This window comes from Herbaspirillum sp. NPDC087042 (genome assembly GCF_044745245.1).
GTDB lineage: Bacteria > Pseudomonadota > Gammaproteobacteria > Burkholderiales > Burkholderiaceae_D > Herbaspirillum.
Genome location: NZ_JBIUZW010000003.1, coordinates 48,826 through 68,321 on the forward strand (window position 1 = coordinate 48,826; position 19,496 = coordinate 68,321).

A 19,496-nucleotide genomic window follows, 5' to 3' on the forward strand; every position below is an offset into this window, starting at 1 on the left:
TGAAATACGTGAGCTCATCCACATCATTCTTTTCATCTGGCCCGCCCTCTGCGCCGATTTCCCGAATGCTGCATAATTGAGGGAATGTCGGGCCATCACGGGGGAACCCGGATCTGGTCCGCCCGCCCATGGCGGAACCTCCCACGCGACCTGCGACTTTCCAGGTCGCTTTGTTTTTTTTGAATCTTTTCAGCCAGCACGTGTCAAGAACGGGTCATCTTGCCCGATTAAAGTGCATGGCAGCGACCCCATCAATTGCTGTCCCAGGGGGACAGGGCATTAACGCAAGGTAAAACATGGCAGCGAAAGAACAGCATTTCCTGGTAGTGGACGATTTCTCGACGATGCGCCGCATCGTCAGCGGCTTGCTCAAGGAACTTGAGTACACCAAGATGGTGGAAGCCGACGATGGTTCCACCGCCCTGAAGATCCTGGAATCGGGCGCCTCCGGCATCACCTTCGTCTTGACCGATTGGAACATGCCTGTCATGGATGGGCTGACCCTGCTCAAGAAGATCCGCGGCAACCCCGCCCTGTCGCATCTGCCGGTGCTGATGATCACGGCCGAAGCCAAGAAGGAAAACATCGTCATGGCCGCCCAGGAAGGTGCGGATGGCTACATCGTCAAACCCTTCAATGCCGCTACGCTCAAGGAAAAGATCGAGAAGATCCTGTCCCGGCGTGCCAACATGCAATAAACCCGACACCATGGATATCCCTTCCAACGACAAGCAGCAAGAGCCCGACGTCGGGGCTGTCATCAAGCAGGCCTCCATGACGACACGCATCCACCAGACCGTCTATACGCTGGAGAGTCGCATGATCCAGCAGGCCGCCGGCCTGGTGCGCTCGGAGTACCGCGTCCTGCTGGAACGCGACGTCATCAAGGACTGGACAGAAGGCGACGTGGCCCAGTACTTCGGGCTGGATATCTACTGATCTTGTCCATGCAGGCCGGGTTCGTGGGGAGCATCACCGCTCCCTGATCCGGCTATACGGGCAGGTGTTCTCCGGCCTCCCCCTTGCCTTGCCAGGCGATTCTCCGCTGCGCCGCTCTCCCCGTCCCACCATTCCCCCGCGTCTCTCCGCCCTCTTTGCCACTGACTGGTCCGCCAATGGATGTCATCGGCGCATTGCTTTGATGGCTCTCAAAATAGTTACCAACATTGAAACTAATGTGAGATTTTCTGTGAATCCCGCTTACGCCAAAAGCAGGTATAACGTAACCAACAATCATATCTAGCCGCTAATGGCGTGGCTGCAGGTGTTTCATTTTGGGGATGTGAGCCGACGTGGGAGTCTTAATCGTAGAGCATCCTTACGGGGGATCCGGCAGTGTCTACAAGGCGCTTCATGCAAGCGGCCTGCCAGTCAGGTCGATTCCGACGATGGCGCTGCTGGGCGCCGAGATTCAAAAAAAAAGCCGACTGTCCTCATCCTTGAGGAAGATCGGCAACTGGGTAATTTCCGGCCACTGATCGCAGATCTGCGCCAGAAATTCCCCATGCTGGGCATCGTGGTCATTGCCGAGAATACGGGCAGTGTGGCGCATGAGATGGTCCTGCACGATGGAGCCGACTACTTCCTCCACAAACCGATCAAGGATTCGGTCGTGCTGGCGACGGTGTGTTCCTTCTTGCGACGACTGCACATCCTGCATGCTCCCGCGGCCAATACCATCGAGGCCTGGGCGCTGTACCGTCGCAACGGTACGCTGATCAGCCCCAGCAATGAGCGCATTGCCCTGAGCGACAAGGAGTGCGCGGTGCTGACGACGCTGTTCCTGAGCCCGTATTTCCCGGTCAGTGCCGAACATCTTCTACGCGCCCTGAACATCACGGCCGAGCTGTTCGACCCGCATCGCATCGACACCATCATCTATCGCATCAGGAAGAAGCTCAACCGGCTCACCCATGCGAGATTTGAAATCAGGAACATCTACGGAAGAGGCTTCCTCTGCGTAGGAATGAAGGAAGGCACGGTCTTTTATGTTTGGGATGGATAACCACGAGATGGCGACGATGGGCAGCCTGCTGCTGGGCATCGCGGCCCCGGGACTATTGCTGACCCTGCTGGCCCGTGCCAGGTCGCGCTGCCGGCAACTGGACCGGCAGCTGGAGCAGGTCCGCGCAAGCACCGAGGCCCTGCGCCGCCAGGCATTGCACGACAGCCTGACCGGTCTGCCCAACCGCGTGCTGCTGGAGGACCGGATCGAACAGGCCATCGCCAAGGCCCATCGCGACCATGGCCGCTTCGCGCTGCTGTTCATCGACCTGGATGATTTCAAGCGGGTCAACGACGAGCATGGACATGCCGCTGGCGACCTGCTGCTGGTCCAGCTCGGCCGGCGTCTGCTGGGCAGCCTGCGCCAATCCGATACGGTGGCCCGCATCGGTGGTGACGAGTTCGTGGTGCTGACCGAGATTGCGGCCAACAACGATGTCAGCGCGCTGCGCGAGAAAATCACGCACGCCCTGGCGCAACCCTTCCAGATCGGGGCAGCCCGGCTGCAGGTAAGTGCCAGCCTGGGTCATGCGCGCTTTCCTGAAGAGGGCCTGTCCATGGCCGAGCTGCTGGCCAGGGCCGATGAGGGCATGTACCACCTCAAGCGCCAGCGCCGCCCCGACCTCCTCCGGGGTGCCGCACCGCCCCATCCGGAGACGGCGACGGCGCGGCCATTGACCTCAATGGCAGAGACAACGCGCTAGGGCCGCCTGGATCTGATCGGCATCGAAGCGTTTCCAGCGCGCTGCGACATGCTGGTCGGGCCGGATCAGGTAGGTGGTACCGGCCTGGGCGCCATAGCGCGCCGCCACCAGGCCATCGCGATCGATGAGATCGGCGCCCGAGCCAGGCGCGCCGACAGTCTTGACCTGCACCGCGATGCCCGGCACCGCGACGGCTGATGTGGGTGCATCGCCAAAGACCAGCACCGTAAAACCCTCACCCAACTGCTTGAGCAGCCAGCCCTCCCGGCCTTGGCTGACAATGGGGGCATCGGCGCAAGGAGTGCCGGGTGCCATCAGGCCAGCGAAATCACCGGCATCCGGGGTATTGAGCGACGACTCCAGGTAAGGCGTCGGCGTGGACAGGCGCCCGCTGTTGACCAGGGTGCGTGCGAACGGCTCGGTCTCGGCCAGCACCAGCACGGCATCGCGCAAGACACGGCTGGCATGGCTCTTGGGCGTGATGAAGTCGGTCGAACGGGTCGACTGGCGCAGATTGTCGTCAGCGGCGAAGGCGCGCTCCTCGTGATAGCTGTCGATGAAACTGACCGGCGCATGGCCATCGATGACCAGCTTGAGCTTCCAGACCAGGTTGTCGATATCCTGCACGCCGGTATTGGCGCCACGCGCACCGAAGGGCGAGACCTGGTGCGCCGCGTCGCCGGCAAACAGCACGCGCTGGTAGCGCATGTTGTCGATGCGGCGGCAGGCAAACTGGTAGACCGAGACCCACTCCAGCTCGAACTCCACGTCCGGCCCCAGCATGGCCTGGATGCGCGGAATCACCCGCTCGGGCTGCTTCTCCTCGTCGGGATTGGCATCCCAGCCCAGCTGGAAATCGATGCGCCAGACGTTGTCGCACTGCTTGTGCAAGAGCACGCTCTGGCCGCGATGGAAAGGCGGATCGAACCAGAACCAGCGCTCGGTGGGGAAGTCGGCCTTCATGATCACATCGGCGATCAGGAAGCGATCCTGGAAGAACTGCCCGGTAAACTCCGCCCCCAGCATCTTGCGCGTATCGCTGTTGGCGCCATCGCAGGCGATGACCCAGTCAGCCTCCATGAGGAAGACACCATCGGGAGTTTCGACCGTCAGCACGGCGTGGCTCTCTTCCTGGCGGATGCTGAGCAGCTTGTGCTTCCAGCGCAGGTCGATGAGATCCTCCCTGTCGCAGGCATCGACCATGTATTGCTCAAGATAGTATTGCTGCAGGTTGATCATGGCCGGCATCTTGTGCCCCGGCTCGGGCAACAGGTCGAAACTGTAGACCTGGCGGTCCTCGAAGAACACCTTGCCCACCTGCCAGCTCACGCCCTTGTCCACCATGCGAGCGGCCACGCCCAGGCGGTCCCAGATTTCCAGCGGGCGCTTGGCGTAGCAGACCGCGCGCGAACCGATGCTCACGGTATTGTTGTCGTCCAGCACCACCACGGGCAAGCCGCGGGCGGCGCACTCGAGAGCAGCAGTCAGGCCGATGGGGCCGGCGCCGATGACCACCACCGGATGGCGCTCGGTGCGTCCCTCACGCTGGGCTGCGGATTGCCGGTAGTCGAATTGGGGATAGGTATAGGTACTCTGCATCTTGTCTCCTTGTGGCCCGTGGGGCCGATGGGTTTTCTTATGATCGTGCTGGCAGTGTCAGCACAGGGTTCAGTGACCCTGGCCCGGTGCCGCGAATTCCTGCTCATGCATCCAGGCTGCATGCTTGGGCGCGCGGCGGGTACGGGACCATTCTTCCAGCATGTCCCACTTGACCTGGTCCAGGCGCTGCATCTGCCTGTCGCTGGCGCAATCGGCGGCCAGCTCCACGCGATGGCCGCTGGGGTCGAAGAAATAGATGGACTTGAAGATGGTGTGGTCGGTGATGCCGATCACCTCGATGCCATCGGCCTGCATGCGCTCCTTGACCTCGTTGAGGCTCTGTTCGCTGTCGACCTTGAAGGCCAGGTGCTGCACCCAGTCCGGGGTATTGGTATCGCGCCCCATGGGCGGCGAATTGGGGATCTCGAAGAAGGCCAGCACATTGCCCTGGCCCGCATCGAGGAACACATGCATGTAGGGATCGGGCGCCTTGGTGGAGGGAACCTGGTCTTCGGCGATGGCCAGGATGAAATCCATGTTCAGGTATTTCTGGTACCACTCGACGGTCTGCTTGGCGTCCTTGCAGCGGTAGGCGACGTGGTGGATACGTTCGATCTTCATGCGGGTCTCCTCGGTGATTTCATCCAATTAGTAACGGTTGTTACTATATGGAGAAGCCGACGCAATGGTCAATGCAGGCCCGGCCTCAGCGGATGGCCGCGTGACGCCGTCTTGATCTGGATCAAACCCGAACGGGGCGCTGTGGCTTGGTAACGTCTGTTACCATGCAGGCATGAAACTTCAAGCATTCTTCCCCTACCAGCTGGCGCAACTGGCCGAGGCGGTCAGCCGCTCGGTGGCGACCGTCTATGCCGACCGCTTCGGGCTGAGCCGCGACGAATGGCGCATCCTGGCGGCCCTGGCCGAGGAAGGCCAGATGAAGGCCACCGATCTGGTACCGCATACCTCCCTGGACAAGATGCAGGTCAGCCGGGCACTGGCCAAGCTGGAAGAAGCCGGCCTGATCCTGCGCGAACCCAGCGCCGACGACGCCCGCGCGCGCATCGTCAAGCCCACGGCGCAGTTGCGTAGGCTCTACAAGAAGATCGTGCCGATGGTGGAAGAGCGCGAGGCCTATCTGCTGGCGGCCCTCAGCAAGGCGGAACGGGAAGTGCTGGTGACGGCCATGGAGAAGATCCGCCAGCGGGCCTCGCAGGATGAGAATGCAGCCACCGGCGCCCCGCCCCAGGCCTAGCGCCATCCTCTCCTCCCCTCCTCCTCCCCCCCGCCCACCCATGGCACCTGCGGCACTTGTGCAGTACACTGCGCGGCATTGACCCACGCCCCAGGCTGGGCTGCACAGAACAGACCGGTGCGCGCATGACGCTGCCGGCAGGGAGACCCGCATGTCCGATCCAAGCGCCGCCGACGCAGTCGGTGGTCACGCCAGCATCACGCTCAATGACGTCATGCTGCGCCGCCTCAAGCTCAAGCCCCTGCTCATCTTCGAGCGCGTCCTGAGTTCTTCCTCGATTGCCCGCGCCGCGCGCGAGCTGAACATGACCCAGCCGGCCGTGACCAAGGCCATCCAGGAGCTGGAAGCCGACCTTGAGGTGGCCCTGTTCGAGCGGACCAATCGCGGCGTCTCGCCCACCTGCTACGGACAATTGCTGGGGCAGCGGGTCAAGACCGTCATCGCCGAACTGCGCTACCTGACCGACGAGATCAACGCCTTTCGCACCGGCGACAGCGGCCATGTGATCATCGGCACGGTCATCGCCGCCTCCGCCCGCCTGCTGCCCATGGCCATCACCCGCCTGAAGCAGCAACGCCCCGGGGTGCTGGTGACCGTGCGCGACGGGCCGACCGACCAGCTCTTCCCGGCACTGGCCACGGGCGAGCTCGACATCGTGGTGGGCCGGCTGCCCGAACGCGACCTGCCGCTAGGGCGCATGGCTGCCGTCGAGCACACCCGGCTGTATCGCGAGGCCTTGTGCGCCGTGGTCGGCGGCAAGCATCCGCTGGCCGGTGCCAGCGACGTCCGCCTGGACCAGTTGCTGGACTGGCCATGGATCTTCCCCCTGCAGGTGTCGCCGGCCCGCCTGCGCGCCGAGCAGCTGTTTCGCGATGCCGGGCTGGAGCTGCCCACCAATGTGGTCGAGTCACTGTCGCTGTTGACCAATCTCGGGCTGATGCATGATTCGCCCTCGATCTCGCTCATGCCGCGCGCCGCCGCCGAGCATTTCGCCAGCCTGAACCTGTTGTCCATCCTGGCGCTGGGAGAGCTGGGCGACTTCGGCGACATCGGCTATTCCATCCGCAGCGATCGTGCGCCGACCCCTGCGGCACAGGCCATGATCAAATGCCTGCAGGAGACCGCCTCCAGCTTCTGAGAAACACCCCTCACCGAGCCGGAAATCCGCCTCCATGGCGGCTTTCCGGGCCATCAATTTATGGAATACCGGAGTCCCGCTTTTTCATTATGTGGCCTTCTGGCTTCTCCCTATACTCGCTTCAAGCAGTGACCCGGCAGGGTCGTAGCGAAAGCGACGAAGCATGTAGCACCAGGGCCTGATTCACCAGCGTTGCACACGCAACGACGCCCTCCTCACCTGCCGGTCCACCATGATTTCTAACGGGAGACCTGTACGTGAGTTCCATCCGCCCTGCACCGGCGCGCCCCCTGCTGCGCCATTTCATCAACGGCCAATTCGTGGCCGGTGAGCACCGCTTCCCCAACATCTCGCCGGTCAATGGCGAATGCATCGCCGATGTCGCCCATGCCGACGCCAGCACCGTCGATGCCGCCGTCAAGGCCGCGCAAGCCGCGCTGCAAGGCCCCTGGGGCCGTGCCACGGTGTCCGAACGCGCCGCCGCCCTGCACCGCATCGCCGATGGCATCCAGGCGCGCTTCGATGAATTCGTCGCCGCCGAAGTGGCCGACACCGGGCGACCGGTACACCAGGCACGCACGCTGGATGTGGCACGCGGCATCGCCAATTTCCGCACCTTTGCCGACCTGGTCAAGTGCGCCAACACCGAGCTGTTCCAGAGCGAAAGCGCCGATGGACTGGGCGCGCTGAACTACACCGTGCGCAAGCCGTTGGGCGTGGTCGCGATCATCTCGCCCTGGAACCTGCCGCTGCTGCTGTTGACCTGGAAGATCGCACCGGCGCTGGCCTGCGGCAATACGGTGGTGGCCAAGCCCTCGGAAGAATCGCCTTCCTCGGCGACGCTGCTGGCCGAAGTCATCCGCGATGCCGGCCTGCCCGATGGCGTCTTCAACCTGGTGCACGGCCTGGGCGGCGGCTCGGCGGGCGAGTTCCTGACACGCCATCCCGGCATCGACGCGGTCACCTTCACCGGCGAATCCCGCACCGGCAGCACCATCATGAAGGCCGTGGCCGATGGCATGAAGGAGGTCTCCTTCGAGCTGGGCGGCAAGAATGCCGCCGTGGTGTTTGCCGATGCCGACTTCGACGCCGCCGTGGCGGGCGTGGTGCGCTCTTCCTTCACCAATTCCGGCCAGGTCTGCCTGTGCTCGGAACGGGTCTATGTCGAGCGTCCCCTCTTCGAGCGCTTCGTGGCGGCCATGAAAGAGAAGACCGCCGCCCTGAAGATCGGCTATCCGGCCGAGGACAAGGTCGACATGGGTCCGCTGATCTCGCATGGCCACCGCGACAAGGTGCTCTCCTACTATCGCCTGGCCCGCGAGGAAGGCGCCACGGTCGTGACCGGCGGTGGCGTGCCGCAGTTCGGCGACGAGCGTGATGGCGGCGCCTGGGTCGAGCCCACCATCTGGACCGGCCTGCCCGACAACGCCCGCTGCGTCACCGAGGAAATCTTCGGACCGGTCTGCCATATCGCCCCCTTCGACAGCGAAGAGGAAGTCGTGCGCCGCGTCAACGACAGCCAGTACGGCCTGGCCTGCGCCCTGTGGACCTCCGACCTCAAGCGCGCCCATCGCGTGGCGCCACAGATCGAGGCCGGCCTGGTCTGGGTCAACACCTGGTACCTGCGCGACCTGCGCACGCCCTTCGGCGGCGTCAAGCAATCCGGGCTGGGGCGCGAAGGCGGTCGGCATTCGCTCGATTTCTATTCGGAAATCACCACTATCTGCATCAAGCTCTAAGGAGTCCCGACATGCCCCGCAACCATCGTATCTGCATCCGCTCCGAGGCCATCCCGGCACCGCGCTTTCGCTACAGCCCCTGTGTCCAGATCGGCCCGGTAGTGCAGGTGTCGGGCATGGTGGCGCTCGATGCCACCACCGGCCAGCTGGCCAGCGGTGGCCCCGGCGCCGAGACCGCCCTGATCCTGGCCAACCTGCTGCGGGCCCTGCCCGACTACGACGTCACGCTCGATGACCTGCTGATCGCGCGCATCTTCACCACCCGTTTCGATGCCTTCGCCGACATCAACGCCGCCTGGGAAGAGGTGTTCGGCGAAGACGTGACGCCGCCGGCCCGTACCACCGTGGGCGTGAGCGCCCTGCCACTGGGCGCGACGGTGGAAATCGAATTTTCCTTTGTCCAATCCTGAACCCATCATGACCAACGCCATTGAACAAGCCGCCGAACGCCTGTGGCAGGCGCATGCCAACGCCAGCCCCTGCGCACCCGTGCGTGAGCTGATCGGCGCCGGCGACATCGAGGCCGCCTATGCCGTCCAGCAGCGCAACACGCAGCGCTGGCTGGCCCAGGGACGTCGCCTGGCCGGCCGCAAGATCGGCCTGACCTCGCGCGCCGTGCAACAGCAACTGGGCGTGGACCAGCCCGATTTCGGCATGCTCTTTGCCGACATGTGCATCGCCGATGGCGAACCCATCGACAGCTCCCGCCTCCTCCAGCCCAAGATCGAAGCCGAGATCGCCCTGGTGATCGAGCGCGCATTGACGCACGAGAAACACACCGTGGCCGACATCATCGGCGCCACCGCCTACGCCCTGCCGGCGCTGGAAATCGTCGGCAGCCGCATCGCCGGCTGGGATATCCGGCTGGCCGACACGATTGCCGACAACGCCTCCAGCGGCCTGTTCGTGCTGGGTTCGCGTCCGGTGCGCCTGGCCGATGTCGACCTGATCGGCTGCGGCATGCTCATGGAGCGCCGTGGCGAGCAGGTCTCCAGCGGCACCGGGGCAGCCTGCCTGGGCAACCCGCTGCATGCCGCGGTCTGGCTGGCCGACGTCATGGTCCGGGTCGGCATGCCGCTGCAACCGGGCGACATCATCATGACCGGCGCGCTAGGGCCGATGGTGCCGGTGCAGGCCGGCGACGTATTCGAGGCGAAGATCGACGGCCTGGGCCGCGTCAGCGCCAGCTTCCTCTCCCCATCCCATCCAAGCGAGGCATAGCAGCATGAGTGACACCCACAACACGCGCGTGCAGGTGGCCATCATCGGCTCCGGTAATATCGGCACCGACCTGATGATCAAGGTACTGCGCAACTCCCGACATCTGGCCATGGGCGCCATGGTGGGCATCGACCCGGCATCCGATGGTCTGGCACGCGCCGCCCGCATGGGCGTGACCACCACCCACGAAGGCGTGGCCGGCTTGACCCGCCTGCCCGGCTTCGACCAGATCCGCATCGCCTTCGATGCCACCTCGGCCGGCGCCCATGCCGAACACAACCGCCTCCTGCAGCAGCATGGCATACAGGTCATCGACCTGACTCCGGCGGCCATCGGCCCCTATGTCATTCCCGTGGTCAACCTGGCCGAGCACCTGGACAGCCCCAATATCAACATGGTCACCTGCGGTGGCCAGGCCACCATTCCCATCGTGCGGGCGGTCTCGCGCGTGGCCCCGGTGCACTACGCCGAGATCGTGGCGTCCATTGCCAGCAAGTCGGCCGGCCCGGGCACGCGTGCCAACATCGACGAATTCACCGAGACCACCTCGCGTGCCATCGTCAGCGTGGGCGGTGCCGCACGCGGCAAGGCCATCATCGTCATGAACCCGGCCGAACCGCCGCTGATGATGCGCGATACCGTCTTCTGCCTGGCCGACGAGAGCGCCGACGAGGAGCAGATCCGCGCCTCGGTAGAACAGATGGTGGCCGCCGTGGCCAGCTACGTGCCCGGCTACCGCCTCAAGCAGGCCGTGCAGTTCGAGCGCATCCCGGCGCAACGCCCGCTCAACATCCCGGGCCTGGGGCTCAAGGCCGGCCTGAAGGTCTCGGTGTTCCTGGAAGTCGAGGGCGCCGCCCATTACCTGCCGGCCTATGCCGGCAATCTCGACATCATGACCTCCGCCGCCCTGGCCGCCGCCGACAGCATCGCCGCGCGCCGCTTCACTTGAGGATACGCATGCAACCCGACAAGAAAATCCATATCTCCGACGTCACCCTGCGCGATGGCATGCATGCCATCGGCCACCGCTATACCGTGGAACAGGCCGTGGCGATCGCCCGCGCCCTGGATGCAGCGCAGGTCGACAGCATCGAAGTGGCGCACGGCGATGGCCTGTGCGGCTCCAGCTTCAACTACGGCTTCGGCGCCCATACCGATCTGGAATGGATCGAGGCGGTCGCCGGCGTCTTGCAGCACGCACGGGTCGCCACCCTGCTCATCCCCGGCATCGGCACCGTACATGACCTCGATGCCGCCTATGCCGCCGGCGCGCGCACGGTGCGCGTGGCGACCCACTGCACCGAGGCCGACATCTCGCGCCAGCACATCGAACACGCCCGCAAGCTGGGCATGGACACGGTGGGTTTCCTGATGATGTCGCACATGACCACGCCCACCGCGCTGGCCCAGCAGGCGCTGCTGATGCAATCCTATGGCGCCCAGTGCATCTACGTGGTGGACTCCGGCGGCGCCCTGTCGATGCGCGATGTGGCCGACCGCTTCAAGGCCTTCAAGGATGTGCTGGACCCGCAGACCGAGACCGGCATGCATGCCCACCACAACCTGGCGCTGGGCGTGGCCAACTCCATCGTCGCCGTCGAGCACGGCTGCGACCGCGTCGATGCCTCCCTGGCCGGCATGGGTGCAGGCGCGGGCAATGCGCCGCTGGAAGTCTTCATCGCCGCCATCGACAGGCTGGGATATCGCCATGGCACCGAGCTGTTCAAGCTGATGGACGCCGCCGATGACCTGGTGCGTCCGCTGCAGGATCGTCCGGTCCGCGTCGACCGCGAGACCCTGGCGCTGGGCTATGCGGGCGTGTATTCGAGCTTCCTGCGCCATGCCGAAGCCGCAGCGCGACGCTATGGCATCGCCACCGTGGACATCCTGGTGGAACTGGGTCGCCGCCGCATGGTGGGCGGGCAGGAAGACATGATCGTCGATGTGGCCCTGGACCTGGTCGCCCGGCGCAAGCAGGTGGCAGCATGAGCGCCGTCAGCCTGGACCAACTGGCGGCAAGCCTGGACGATGCCGCCCGCCAGCGGTGCGAGATCGATCCGCTCACGCCCCGGCACGGCTTTTCGCTGGAGCAGGCCTACCTGATCCAGCGTGCGTCGATGGCCCGCCGTCATGCCCGTGGCGAACGCTCCATCGGCATCAAGCTGGGCTTCACCAGCCGCGCCAAGATGATACAGATGGGCGTGGACAGCCTGATCTGGGGCTGGCTGACCGATAGCATGCTCTACGAGGAAGGCGCCAGCGTCGATCTGTCCGGCTTCATCCATCCGCGCGTGGAGCCGGAGATCTGCTACCTGACACGACGCCCGATCGAACGCCCCCTGAGCCTGCTGGAAGCCGGCAGCTATCTGGAGGCCGCCGCGCCGGCCATGGAAATCATCGATTCGCGTTATCGCAACTTCAAATTCACGCTGGAAGACGTGGTCGCCGACAACTGCTCCTCGGCCGGTCTGGTGGTGGGCAGCTTCACCGATGACTTCGCCAGCCTGGCCAATCGCGGCGTGACCATGCGCATCGATGGCCACGCCGTGCAGCTGGGCAGCACTGGCGCCATCCTCGGCAATCCGCTGCGCAGCGTGGTGCAGGCCTCCTACCTGCTGGCCGGCGCCGGCCTGGTGCTGCCGGCCGGCTCGCTGATCATGGCCGGTGCCGCCACCGCCGCCGAGGCCCTGCGCCCCGGCCTGCATGTCAGTACCGATATCGGCGGCCTTGGCCGCGTTGAATTCACCACCGGAGCCGCAGCATGAATTCCAGACAAGGCAATAACGGCGCAGCACTGGTCGCGGGCAAGGCCCAGCCGCGTGGCAAGTTCCCCCATCTCAAGCGGGCCGGGGATTTCCTGTTCGTCTCGGGCACCAGCTCGCGCCGGCCCGACAACAGCATCGCCGGCGCCAGCGCCGATGCGATGGGGGCCACCGACCTCGACATCCGCGCGCAGACCCGCGCAGTCATCGAGAACATCCGTGACATCCTCGCCAGCGTCGGTGCCGATCTGGGCGATGTCGTCGAGATTTCCAGCTTCCTCGTTAACATGAACGACTTCGCCGGGTATAACGAAGTGTACGGTGACTATTTCGATGTCGATGGTCCCACGCGCACGACTGTGGCGGTGCATCAGTTGCCTCATCCGCACCTGCTCATCGAGATCAAGGCAATTGCCTGGAAACCGCAATAGGCGGCACTGGCAGCGGCAACACCAATAACAGCAGCAACAACAACGACAAGAACAGGAGACACCATGTTCAGCTATGGCATGCCATTGAATTTCAAGCAATGGCTGGAGGATCATGCCGACCGGCTCAAGCCGCCGGTGGGCAATCAACAGGTCTGGCAGGACGCCGACTTCATCGTCACCGTGGTCGGCGGTCCCAACCACCGTACCGACTATCACGACGATCCCCTGGAAGAATTCTTTTACCAGTTCAAGGGAAATGCCTTCCTGAACGTGATGGATCGCGGCAAGGTGGAGCGGGTCGATCTCAAGGAGGGGGACATCTTTCTGCTGCCGCCCCATGTGCGGCACTCGCCGCAGCGCCCCGAGCCCGACAGCCGCTGCCTGGTCATCGAGCGCCAGCGACCGGCCGGCGTCATGGATGGCTTCGAGTGGTACTGCCTGCAGTGCCATCACCTGGTGTACCGCGTGGACGTCCAGCTCAAGAGCATCGTGGCAGACCTGCCGCCGCTGTTCGAGCGCTTCTACGGTGACGCCAGCCTGCGCCAGTGCCCGCAGTGCGGCCAGGTCCATCCGGGCCGCACTGCCCCGCCGCCGGCCTCCGAATAATCTTTTACACAAAGGGCTACGCCTTGAGAAATACCGCACCGCAAGTGGTGGATATCCACTCGCACTTCTTCCCCCCGATCACGCAGGCCGAAGCCGCCGCCCTCGACCCGGCGCTGGCCCCATGGTTGCGCGACGATGGCAACGGCCAGGGCATGATCATGACCGGCGACAAGGCCTTCCGTCCGGTGTACTCGGCGCTGTGGGATCCGGCCCGCCGCATCGAGGAAATGGATGCCAATGGCGTGGACCTGCAGATCATGTGCGCCACGCCGGTGATGTTCGGCTATCGCTACCCGACCCAGCGCGCCCTGCCCTGGGCGCAACGCATGAATGACTACGCCATCGAACTGTGCGCGCACGATCCGCAACGGCTCAAGGCCCTGGCCCAGGTACCGCTGCAAGACCTCGACGCCGCCTGCCGGGAAGCTTCGCGCGCCATGCAGATCGGCCACATCGGCGTGCAGATCGGCAACCACCTGGGTGACAAGGACCTGGATGACAGCAACCTGCTGGCCTTCCTGACCCATTGCGCCCACGAGGGTATCCCCTTGCTGGTACATCCCTGGGACATGATGGGGGGCGAACAGCGCATGAAGAAATGGATGCTGCCCTGGCTGGTGGCCATGCCGGCCGAGACCCAGCTGGGCATCCTGTCGCTGATCCTCTCGGGCGCATTCGAACGCCTGCCGCGCTCGCTGAAGATCTGCTTTGCCCATGGCGGCGGCAGCTTCGCCTTCCTGCTCGGCCGGGTCGACAACGCCTGGCGCGAACGCGACATCATCCGCGAGGATTGCCCGCAACTGCCCTCCTCCTACGTCGACCGCTTCTCGGTCGACTCGGCCGTCTTCGACCGGCGCGCGCTGGAGTTGCTGGTCGATGTGATGGGCGAAGAGCGGGTCATGCTGGGCTCCGACTATCCCTACCCGCTGGGCGAGCAGAAGATCGGCCAGCTGGTGCGCGATGCCCGCTTCAGCGCGCGCACCCATGCGCGCCTGCTGGGCGGCAACGCGCGCACCTTCTTCGGCCTCTGACACCATCAACGATAACAAGAGCGTCGGCCCTGCCCGCGCCGACGCTCATCACGGAGACTACACATGCACGACAATGCCAATCCGGCCAACCCCTTCCAGGACATCGTCGCCCAGGAGCAAGGCCTGCAGCGCCGCCTCAGCGGCAGCCAGATGTCCATGATCGCCATCGGTGGCGCCATCGGCACCGGCCTCTTCATGGGCAGCGGCTTCGCCATCGGCTTTGCCGGCCCCAGCGTACTCATCAGCTATGCCATCGGTGCGGTGATCGCGCTGCTGCTCATGGGCTGCCTGGCCGAGATGACGGTGGCCCATCCCACCTCCGGCTCCTTTGGCGCCTATGCCGGCTACTACGTCACGCCCTGGGCCGGCTTCATGGTGCGCTATGCCTACTGGGCCTCGATCGTGCTGGCCGTCGGCACCGAGGTCACGGCGGTGGCGCTGTACATGCAGTACTGGTTCCCGCAGTCGCCGGCATGGGTGTGGATCGTGCTGTTCTCGGCGGCGCTCATCGGTGTCAATGCCCTCAGCGTCAATGTCTTCGGCGTGATCGAATATGGCTTCTCGATGATCAAGATCGTCGCCATCGTCGGCTTCATCCTGCTGGGCGCCTACATCGTCTATGGCGCGCCGGCCGACAGCCAGATCGGCCTGCGCAACTATGTCGAGCATGGCGGCTTCTTCCCCAAGGGATACTGGGGCTGCTGGGTCGCCGTGATCGTGTCCATCTTCAGCTACCTCAGCATCGAGATGATCGCGGTGGCCGCCGGTGAAGCCAAGGAACCCGAAAAGGCCATCACCCAGGCCTTCCGGGCCGCCATGCTGCGCCTGGTGGTGTTCTACCTGCTGACCCTGGCGCTGATGCTGGCGATCCTGCCGTGGACGGCAGCCGGTACCGACAAGAGCCCCTTCGTACTGGTGATGGAAGCCATCCACATTGCGGGGGCGCCGGCCATCATCAACTTCGTGGTGCTGGTGGCAGCGCTGTCGGCCATGAACAGCCAGCTCTATATCACCACCCGCATGATGTTCAGCCTCTCGCGCGCCGGCTATGCCTCGCCGGCGCTGGGCAAGCTGAGCCGGCGCGGTGTTCCGGTGCGTGCGCTGGCGCTGTCCTGCATCGGCATTGCCGTGGCCATGGCGCTGAGCGTGCTCTATCCCAAGGCCTCGTTCTCGCTGATGATGTCGGTCTCCATGTTCGGCGCCATGTTCACCTGGCTGATGATCTTCGTGACGCACTACTGTTTCCGCCGCTGCTGGAACGCGACCGGCGGCGCGCCCCTGGCCTTCCGCATGCGTGGCTTCCCGGTGCTGACCTTGCTGGGCGCCGCGCTGATGATCGCCACCATGATCACTACCTACTTCACCGATGAGTTCAGGGCCACGCTGGTGACCGGGATTCCCTTCGTGGTGGTGCTGAGCGTGATCTACCATCTCTGGTATCGCAAGCCAGCCCCGCGCTGACGACCTCTCTCCCTCTTGCTGCAAACAGAAAAGCCGTGAAGCGATTCACGGCTTTTCTGCTTTTGGCGTCACTACCCCGCACCTGCCCCGCCGCCCTTCAGAACTTGCGCCGGGGGCTCTGCGCTCACGGCTTCGCGGCCGGCTTGTTCAGGCTCATGATCCAGTGCGCAAAGCGTTCTGCCTCGGCGTCGGTCAGGCCGGTGTTGGGCGGCATGGCCATGCTTCCCCATTTTCCGCTGCTGCCCTGGAGCATGCTGCGCTTGAGATGGCCGATGGCATCGCTGTCCTTGGCATAGCGGGCCGCCACGTCCATGAAGGCCGGGCCGACCAGCTTGCTGTCGATCTTGTGGCAGGCACGGCAGCTCTGCTCGGCGGCCGAGGCGGCTTGCGCGACCATGGGCGCTGCGTACAAGGCGGCCGTAATCAGTGCGCAGGGGAAGAGGAAATACGGTTTCATGATGGTTCCTGTAGGTTGGAGATGGGCCTGGCTTGCCGACGGGACCGGCCTCGGCCAGCGCGCCCGGACCAAAAAAAATGCCATCCAGCGGTGGCTGGATGGCACAAGCTCAAGAGAAGGACAACTTCCCGAATCGCCGGACTCCTCATGGAATCCGGACTGTATGCGGCGCGGTGGACGCTCCTGCCTGGAGGACCGCCGCGCCCCATTCTTGCGCGCCGGGCGCGCTTATTTTTTCTCAGGCATGCCAAACACCGGCTTGCCCAGCAGCGGCACCGACAGGGTGTAGATGCCATGGTTGGAGAAGACCCAGACCAGATTGCGATCCCATTCCACGAAGATGCTGTGGACCGGGTTGGGCAAGGCGCGGATCGATTGGGTCTGCTCGTCCTTGGTATGACGCGACGGATCGATCATCTTGGGCACGAAGTAGGCGGCAATCGTCGGGTTCAGCGGATCCTTCACGTCAAACATCTGCATGCCGGCGTTGTAGTACGAGTACGGCATGTAGCGCGGGCTGGGCGTGCCAGGCTGGATCTGGGCGTAACCGCTGCGCTTGGGACCGAAGCTGCCACGACGCTGGCAGAAATCGGTGAACGGGGCTTCCTTGGGCGGCACCGGGGTGGGCAGCGTGTTGACGATCTTGGGATGGGTCGGATCGCGCACGTCGATGGTGTAGATCGCCTTGAGCGGTTCGTAGCAATCCTCGGTCATCGGATAGCCGCTGTAGTAGATCATGCCGGTGGCTTCCACCTTGGAGACATCGATGTTGTCGCCTTCGGTACCGGTCACGCTCACGGGCATGTCCAGGTGCGCCACCTGCTTCATGTTCTTCGGGTCCGAGATATCGATGACATAGAACCCGAATCCACCCATGGCCGCATAGCCGTACTTGCCACCCTGCTCGACCGGCTTGGGAATGAACAGCGGCATGCGCGAACCCATCCAGGAGGTCTTGTTGCCGGCCCGCGGATTCTTCTTGTATTCCTCTTCCTCACCCAGGCGCGATCCGGGCGCCCACCACATCGACAGGCGCTTGGGATTGCTCGGATCGGACACATCGAAGGCCAGCTGGCCACCGGTATAGAGGTAGTTCTTGTATTCCTGGTTGGCGAAGCTGTTGTCCGGAGCGCCGGCCACGAACAGGTACTGGTCGCCGTTGTAGACCGGCACGTCCTGGCAGCCGGAACCTTCCTGCGGCTGTTGCTGTGCGGAGTGATACGGGTCCAGCGAGGTCTCCGAGAGCAGCTTCCAGTCGGTCCACATCGGGCTGGTCACTTCGAAGATGCGGAAACCGCGCAGCATCTGGCGCTCGCGCACCTTCTTGACCTCGTCCGGCTTGGTGTACTTGTTGGAGAGCAGGCCATAGCGGGTGATCTCGTAGCACTGCACCGCGATCATCTTGTTGAGCTTCTTGTTGTACTTGACGTTGAAGGGCCCGAACTGGTGTTCGCCGGCGCGGGTGTTGAACGTCTTCTGTTGCACCACCTTGATGTCATGCGGGTCGGTGATGTCGAACAGGTTGTACATCCAGGTTTCGTAGTCGTACAGGTAGCGGCGGCCGTTCCAGTCGAACGAGGCCTGCCAGCTGTGACCGGCACCGGCGACGTAGGGGGTGAAGTTCTCGACCTTGACGTTCTTTTCGTACTGGTTCAGGTCAAGGTAGGGCAGGCTGCCCTCGACCGGGTGCGCGCCATAGGCGTCGGGCGCCATGTCGGGGCTCTTGAACTTGCCGGTGGCCTTGTCATAGCCCCAGCTGCCCGGTGCCGGGTACGGCGGCTCACCCGGCAGCAAGGGATGCTGGGGCGCGGCGGCCGGTGCATCGGGCGCGTTGAGGTTCACGCCGCTGCGCGGCTGCTGCGCCTGCGCCGGCAAGGCCAGGGCAGCGGCCACCAGGGCGGCCACGGTAGTGAGTTGGAACAGACTTGTTTTCATGACTCCTGCTTTCATAGTATGACCTCCTTGAAACTTGCCGGGCCGGCGCCCTGGACTGCATTGCGCCGGCCCGCCTGCCAGTGCCGCCCGCTCAGAAGGCGTGGCGGATGCCCAGCTGGATACCGCTGTTGGGCGCCGGCGAACCGCTGCTGTTGAATGTCATCGGATAGGCGACCGTGGTGTTGTTCTTCATCCAGATGCGCCCCCAGTTGGCGTACAGGTCGGTGCGCTTGGACAGGTTGTAGCCATAGCCGATCAGCGCGCCCTTGGCGTCCGAGATGGCGACGTTGTTGTCATCCTTCTTCAGCACGAAGCTGCCGAAGAGGCGATGCCGGTCGGTGATCTGCCAGCGCGCGCCCACCTGCGCATCCCAGCCGCTGGTCTGAAAACCGACATAGGGGGGATAGGCGTAGTAACCGTTGTAGGTGTGATAGATGAAGGTTGGCTCCACCGAGCCGAGACGGTAGGTCAGGGCAAAGTAGTTGTCGCGCGAGGTGCGGATGTCGGAGCCGAACACGTTCTTGTTGTACTTCAGGTCGCTGACCGCACCGGCAAACAGCGCGCCCTGCCGGTACTCCACTGCAGTGCTGACATAGCGACCATTGGTGCTGCCATCCTCCTGCCCGGCGGTGACCATGAAGCGGCCCATGAAGCCGGCCACCCGTGGGGTGTTGTAGGCCAGCGAATTGTTTTCGCGGTAGGGAGCATAGAAGAACTGCATGTTGCTCACCAGGCTGTAGTCGGCTGACCAGCTGGGGTCGGCATAGCCGGCGATCCAGTAGGACGGAGTATTCTGGCGCCCCATGGAAATGGCGCCCCAGTCACCGGCCAGGCCCACGAAGGACTGGCGCGGCGTCGGTCCGGCACCGGTATCGGCGCTGAACTGCATCTCGTGGGTAAAGAACGCCTTGCTGCCACCGCCGAGGTCTTCCGAACCACTGAAGACCAGGCGCGAGGCATTGAGGCCACCGCTGGAGACACGGTTCACGGTCTGCTTGGGCGTGGACAGACGCTCCAGGTTGATATCGACAAAGCCCGAGATCGTGACTCCGTCCGCGGCCAGCGCCGATGTGCAGGCACAGGCCAGCACGAGCGCGGATGCAACTGCACCTTCAAGTTTCCTCACAACTCCTCCCTATTTTGGTTTTCTACC

At 64.1% G+C, this 19,496-nt stretch carries 21 protein-coding genes; 16 read left to right on the forward strand and 5 right to left on the reverse strand.

What is annotated here, in order from left to right:
- Positions 1-296 precede the first annotated feature (296 nt).
- The 4 genes from ACIPHN_RS05950 (at position 297) to ACIPHN_RS05965 (ending at position 2,708) form a co-directional block, all read left to right on the forward strand.
- Positions 297-698, forward strand: coding sequence for a response regulator (locus ACIPHN_RS05950; RefSeq protein WP_400434147.1), 402 nt, complete (start codon positions 297-299; stop codon positions 696-698).
- A 10-nt stretch (positions 699-708) separates the two neighbouring features.
- Positions 709-939, forward strand: coding sequence for a hypothetical protein (locus ACIPHN_RS05955; protein WP_400434149.1), 231 nt, complete (start codon positions 709-711; stop codon positions 937-939).
- Between the two features lie 565 nt (positions 940-1,504).
- Positions 1,505-2,005 carry a winged helix-turn-helix domain-containing protein gene (locus tag ACIPHN_RS05960; protein WP_400434151.1) on the forward strand — a complete coding sequence of 167 codons (501 nt, stop codon included), beginning with the start codon at positions 1,505-1,507 and terminating at the stop codon, positions 2,003-2,005.
- On the forward strand, positions 1,989-2,708 hold the full coding sequence (locus tag ACIPHN_RS05965) for a diguanylate cyclase domain-containing protein (RefSeq protein ID WP_400434153.1): 720 nt from the start codon (positions 1,989-1,991) through the stop codon (positions 2,706-2,708). The genes ACIPHN_RS05960 and ACIPHN_RS05965 overlap by 17 nt, the downstream gene beginning before the upstream one ends.
- On the opposite strand, the gene ACIPHN_RS05970 is transcribed toward ACIPHN_RS05965, so the two are convergent.
- Positions 2,685-4,307: an FAD-dependent oxidoreductase gene (locus ACIPHN_RS05970; protein WP_400434155.1), complete on the reverse strand. Its 1,623-nt coding sequence runs from the start codon at positions 4,305-4,307 to the stop codon at positions 2,685-2,687. The two genes, ACIPHN_RS05965 and ACIPHN_RS05970, sit on opposite strands and share 24 nt — an antisense overlap.
- Before the next feature lie 69 nt (positions 4,308-4,376).
- On the reverse strand, positions 4,377-4,928 hold the full coding sequence (locus tag ACIPHN_RS05975; protein WP_400434157.1) for a VOC family protein: 552 nt from the start codon (positions 4,926-4,928) through the stop codon (positions 4,377-4,379).
- 172 nt (positions 4,929-5,100) lie between these two features.
- On the opposite strand from ACIPHN_RS05975, the gene ACIPHN_RS05980 reads away from it, so the two are divergent.
- The 12 genes from ACIPHN_RS05980 to ACIPHN_RS06035 all read left to right on the forward strand — a co-directional run bounded on the left by ACIPHN_RS05980 (position 5,101) and on the right by ACIPHN_RS06035 (position 15,951).
- Positions 5,101-5,562 carry a MarR family winged helix-turn-helix transcriptional regulator gene (locus ACIPHN_RS05980; RefSeq protein ID WP_400434159.1) on the forward strand — a complete coding sequence of 154 codons (462 nt, stop codon included), beginning with the start codon at positions 5,101-5,103 and terminating at the stop codon, positions 5,560-5,562.
- Positions 5,563-5,713: 151 nt separating this feature from the next.
- Positions 5,714-6,700, forward strand: a complete 987-nt coding sequence (locus ACIPHN_RS05985) for a LysR family transcriptional regulator (protein WP_400434161.1) — start codon at positions 5,714-5,716, stop codon at positions 6,698-6,700.
- Between the two features lie 257 nt (positions 6,701-6,957).
- The gene (locus ACIPHN_RS05990; RefSeq protein WP_400434163.1) at positions 6,958-8,439 is read left to right on the forward strand and encodes a 2-hydroxymuconic semialdehyde dehydrogenase; all 1,482 of its coding nucleotides are present in this window, start codon (positions 6,958-6,960) and stop codon (positions 8,437-8,439) included.
- An 11-nt stretch (positions 8,440-8,450) separates the two neighbouring features.
- On the forward strand, positions 8,451-8,849 hold the full coding sequence (locus tag ACIPHN_RS05995; protein ID WP_400434165.1) for a RidA family protein: 399 nt from the start codon (positions 8,451-8,453) through the stop codon (positions 8,847-8,849).
- Between the two features lie 7 nt (positions 8,850-8,856).
- Positions 8,857-9,660 (forward strand): 2-keto-4-pentenoate hydratase, encoded by an 804-nt coding sequence (gene mhpD / locus ACIPHN_RS06000; RefSeq protein WP_400434167.1) that lies wholly within the window; start codon positions 8,857-8,859, stop codon positions 9,658-9,660.
- Positions 9,661-9,664: 4 nt separating this feature from the next.
- Positions 9,665-10,609: an acetaldehyde dehydrogenase (acetylating) gene (locus tag ACIPHN_RS06005; protein ID WP_400434169.1), complete on the forward strand. Its 945-nt coding sequence runs from the start codon at positions 9,665-9,667 to the stop codon at positions 10,607-10,609.
- An 8-nt stretch (positions 10,610-10,617) separates the two neighbouring features.
- Entirely contained in the window at positions 10,618-11,649 is a 1,032-nt protein-coding gene (gene dmpG, locus ACIPHN_RS06010; protein WP_400434171.1) for a 4-hydroxy-2-oxovalerate aldolase, read from the forward strand.
- Entirely contained in the window at positions 11,646-12,425 is a 780-nt protein-coding gene (locus ACIPHN_RS06015; RefSeq protein WP_400434172.1) for a 2-keto-4-pentenoate hydratase, read from the forward strand. Before dmpG ends, ACIPHN_RS06015 begins: the two co-directional genes overlap by 4 nt.
- The gene (locus ACIPHN_RS06020; RefSeq protein WP_400434174.1) at positions 12,422-12,853 is read left to right on the forward strand and encodes a RidA family protein; all 432 of its coding nucleotides are present in this window, start codon (positions 12,422-12,424) and stop codon (positions 12,851-12,853) included. Before ACIPHN_RS06015 ends, ACIPHN_RS06020 begins: the two co-directional genes overlap by 4 nt.
- Positions 12,854-12,916: 63 nt before the next feature.
- Positions 12,917-13,459, forward strand: a complete 543-nt coding sequence (locus ACIPHN_RS06025; RefSeq protein ID WP_400434175.1) for a 3-hydroxyanthranilate 3,4-dioxygenase — start codon at positions 12,917-12,919, stop codon at positions 13,457-13,459.
- Between the two features lie 23 nt (positions 13,460-13,482).
- On the forward strand, positions 13,483-14,490 hold the full coding sequence (locus tag ACIPHN_RS06030) for an amidohydrolase family protein (RefSeq protein WP_400434177.1): 1,008 nt from the start codon (positions 13,483-13,485) through the stop codon (positions 14,488-14,490).
- Positions 14,491-14,553: 63 nt separating this feature from the next.
- Positions 14,554-15,951 (forward strand): amino acid permease, encoded by a 1,398-nt coding sequence (locus tag ACIPHN_RS06035; RefSeq protein WP_400434178.1) that lies wholly within the window; start codon positions 14,554-14,556, stop codon positions 15,949-15,951.
- Positions 15,952-16,075: 124 nt separating this feature from the next.
- Here ACIPHN_RS06035 and ACIPHN_RS06040 read toward each other — a convergent pair whose 3' ends face one another.
- The 3 genes from ACIPHN_RS06040 to ACIPHN_RS06050 form a co-directional block, all read right to left on the reverse strand.
- Positions 16,076-16,408 carry a c-type cytochrome gene (locus tag ACIPHN_RS06040; protein ID WP_400434180.1) on the reverse strand — a complete coding sequence of 111 codons (333 nt, stop codon included), beginning with the start codon at positions 16,406-16,408 and terminating at the stop codon, positions 16,076-16,078.
- A 228-nt stretch (positions 16,409-16,636) separates the two neighbouring features.
- Entirely contained in the window at positions 16,637-18,343 is a 1,707-nt protein-coding gene (locus ACIPHN_RS06045) for an LVIVD repeat-containing protein (RefSeq protein ID WP_400434182.1), read from the reverse strand.
- Between the two features lie 91 nt (positions 18,344-18,434).
- The gene (locus ACIPHN_RS06050) at positions 18,435-19,469 is read right to left on the reverse strand and encodes a porin (RefSeq protein ID WP_400434184.1); all 1,035 of its coding nucleotides are present in this window, start codon (positions 19,467-19,469) and stop codon (positions 18,435-18,437) included.
- Positions 19,470-19,496: the final 27 nt, after the last annotated feature.

Coding starts and splice junctions, on each gene's coding strand:
- ACIPHN_RS06025 (WP_400434175.1), top strand. CDS start 12,917: ATGTTCAGCTATGGCATGCCATTGAATTTCAAGCAATGGCTGGAGGAT.
- ACIPHN_RS06005 (WP_400434169.1), top strand. CDS start 9,665: ATGAGTGACACCCACAACACGCGCGTGCAGGTGGCCATCATCGGCTCC.
- ACIPHN_RS05985 (WP_400434161.1), top strand. CDS start 5,714: ATGTCCGATCCAAGCGCCGCCGACGCAGTCGGTGGTCACGCCAGCATC.
- ACIPHN_RS05950 (WP_400434147.1), top strand. CDS start 297: ATGGCAGCGAAAGAACAGCATTTCCTGGTAGTGGACGATTTCTCGACG.
- ACIPHN_RS06035 (WP_400434178.1), top strand. CDS start 14,554: ATGCACGACAATGCCAATCCGGCCAACCCCTTCCAGGACATCGTCGCC.
- ACIPHN_RS05995 (WP_400434165.1), top strand. CDS start 8,451: ATGCCCCGCAACCATCGTATCTGCATCCGCTCCGAGGCCATCCCGGCA.
- ACIPHN_RS05970 (WP_400434155.1), bottom strand. CDS start 4,307: ATGCAGAGTACCTATACCTATCCCCAATTCGACTACCGGCAATCCGCA.
- ACIPHN_RS06015 (WP_400434172.1), top strand. CDS start 11,646: ATGAGCGCCGTCAGCCTGGACCAACTGGCGGCAAGCCTGGACGATGCC.
- dmpG (WP_400434171.1), top strand. CDS start 10,618: ATGCAACCCGACAAGAAAATCCATATCTCCGACGTCACCCTGCGCGAT.
- ACIPHN_RS05975 (WP_400434157.1), bottom strand. CDS start 4,928: ATGAAGATCGAACGTATCCACCACGTCGCCTACCGCTGCAAGGACGCC.
- ACIPHN_RS05960 (WP_400434151.1), top strand. CDS start 1,505: ATGCTGGGCATCGTGGTCATTGCCGAGAATACGGGCAGTGTGGCGCAT.
- ACIPHN_RS06020 (WP_400434174.1), top strand. CDS start 12,422: ATGAATTCCAGACAAGGCAATAACGGCGCAGCACTGGTCGCGGGCAAG.
- ACIPHN_RS06040 (WP_400434180.1), bottom strand. CDS start 16,408: ATGAAACCGTATTTCCTCTTCCCCTGCGCACTGATTACGGCCGCCTTG.
- mhpD (WP_400434167.1), top strand. CDS start 8,857: ATGACCAACGCCATTGAACAAGCCGCCGAACGCCTGTGGCAGGCGCAT.
- ACIPHN_RS06045 (WP_400434182.1), bottom strand. CDS start 18,343: ATGAAAACAAGTCTGTTCCAACTCACTACCGTGGCCGCCCTGGTGGCC.
- ACIPHN_RS05965 (WP_400434153.1), top strand. CDS start 1,989: ATGTTTGGGATGGATAACCACGAGATGGCGACGATGGGCAGCCTGCTG.
- ACIPHN_RS05955 (WP_400434149.1), top strand. CDS start 709: ATGGATATCCCTTCCAACGACAAGCAGCAAGAGCCCGACGTCGGGGCT.
- ACIPHN_RS05980 (WP_400434159.1), top strand. CDS start 5,101: ATGAAACTTCAAGCATTCTTCCCCTACCAGCTGGCGCAACTGGCCGAG.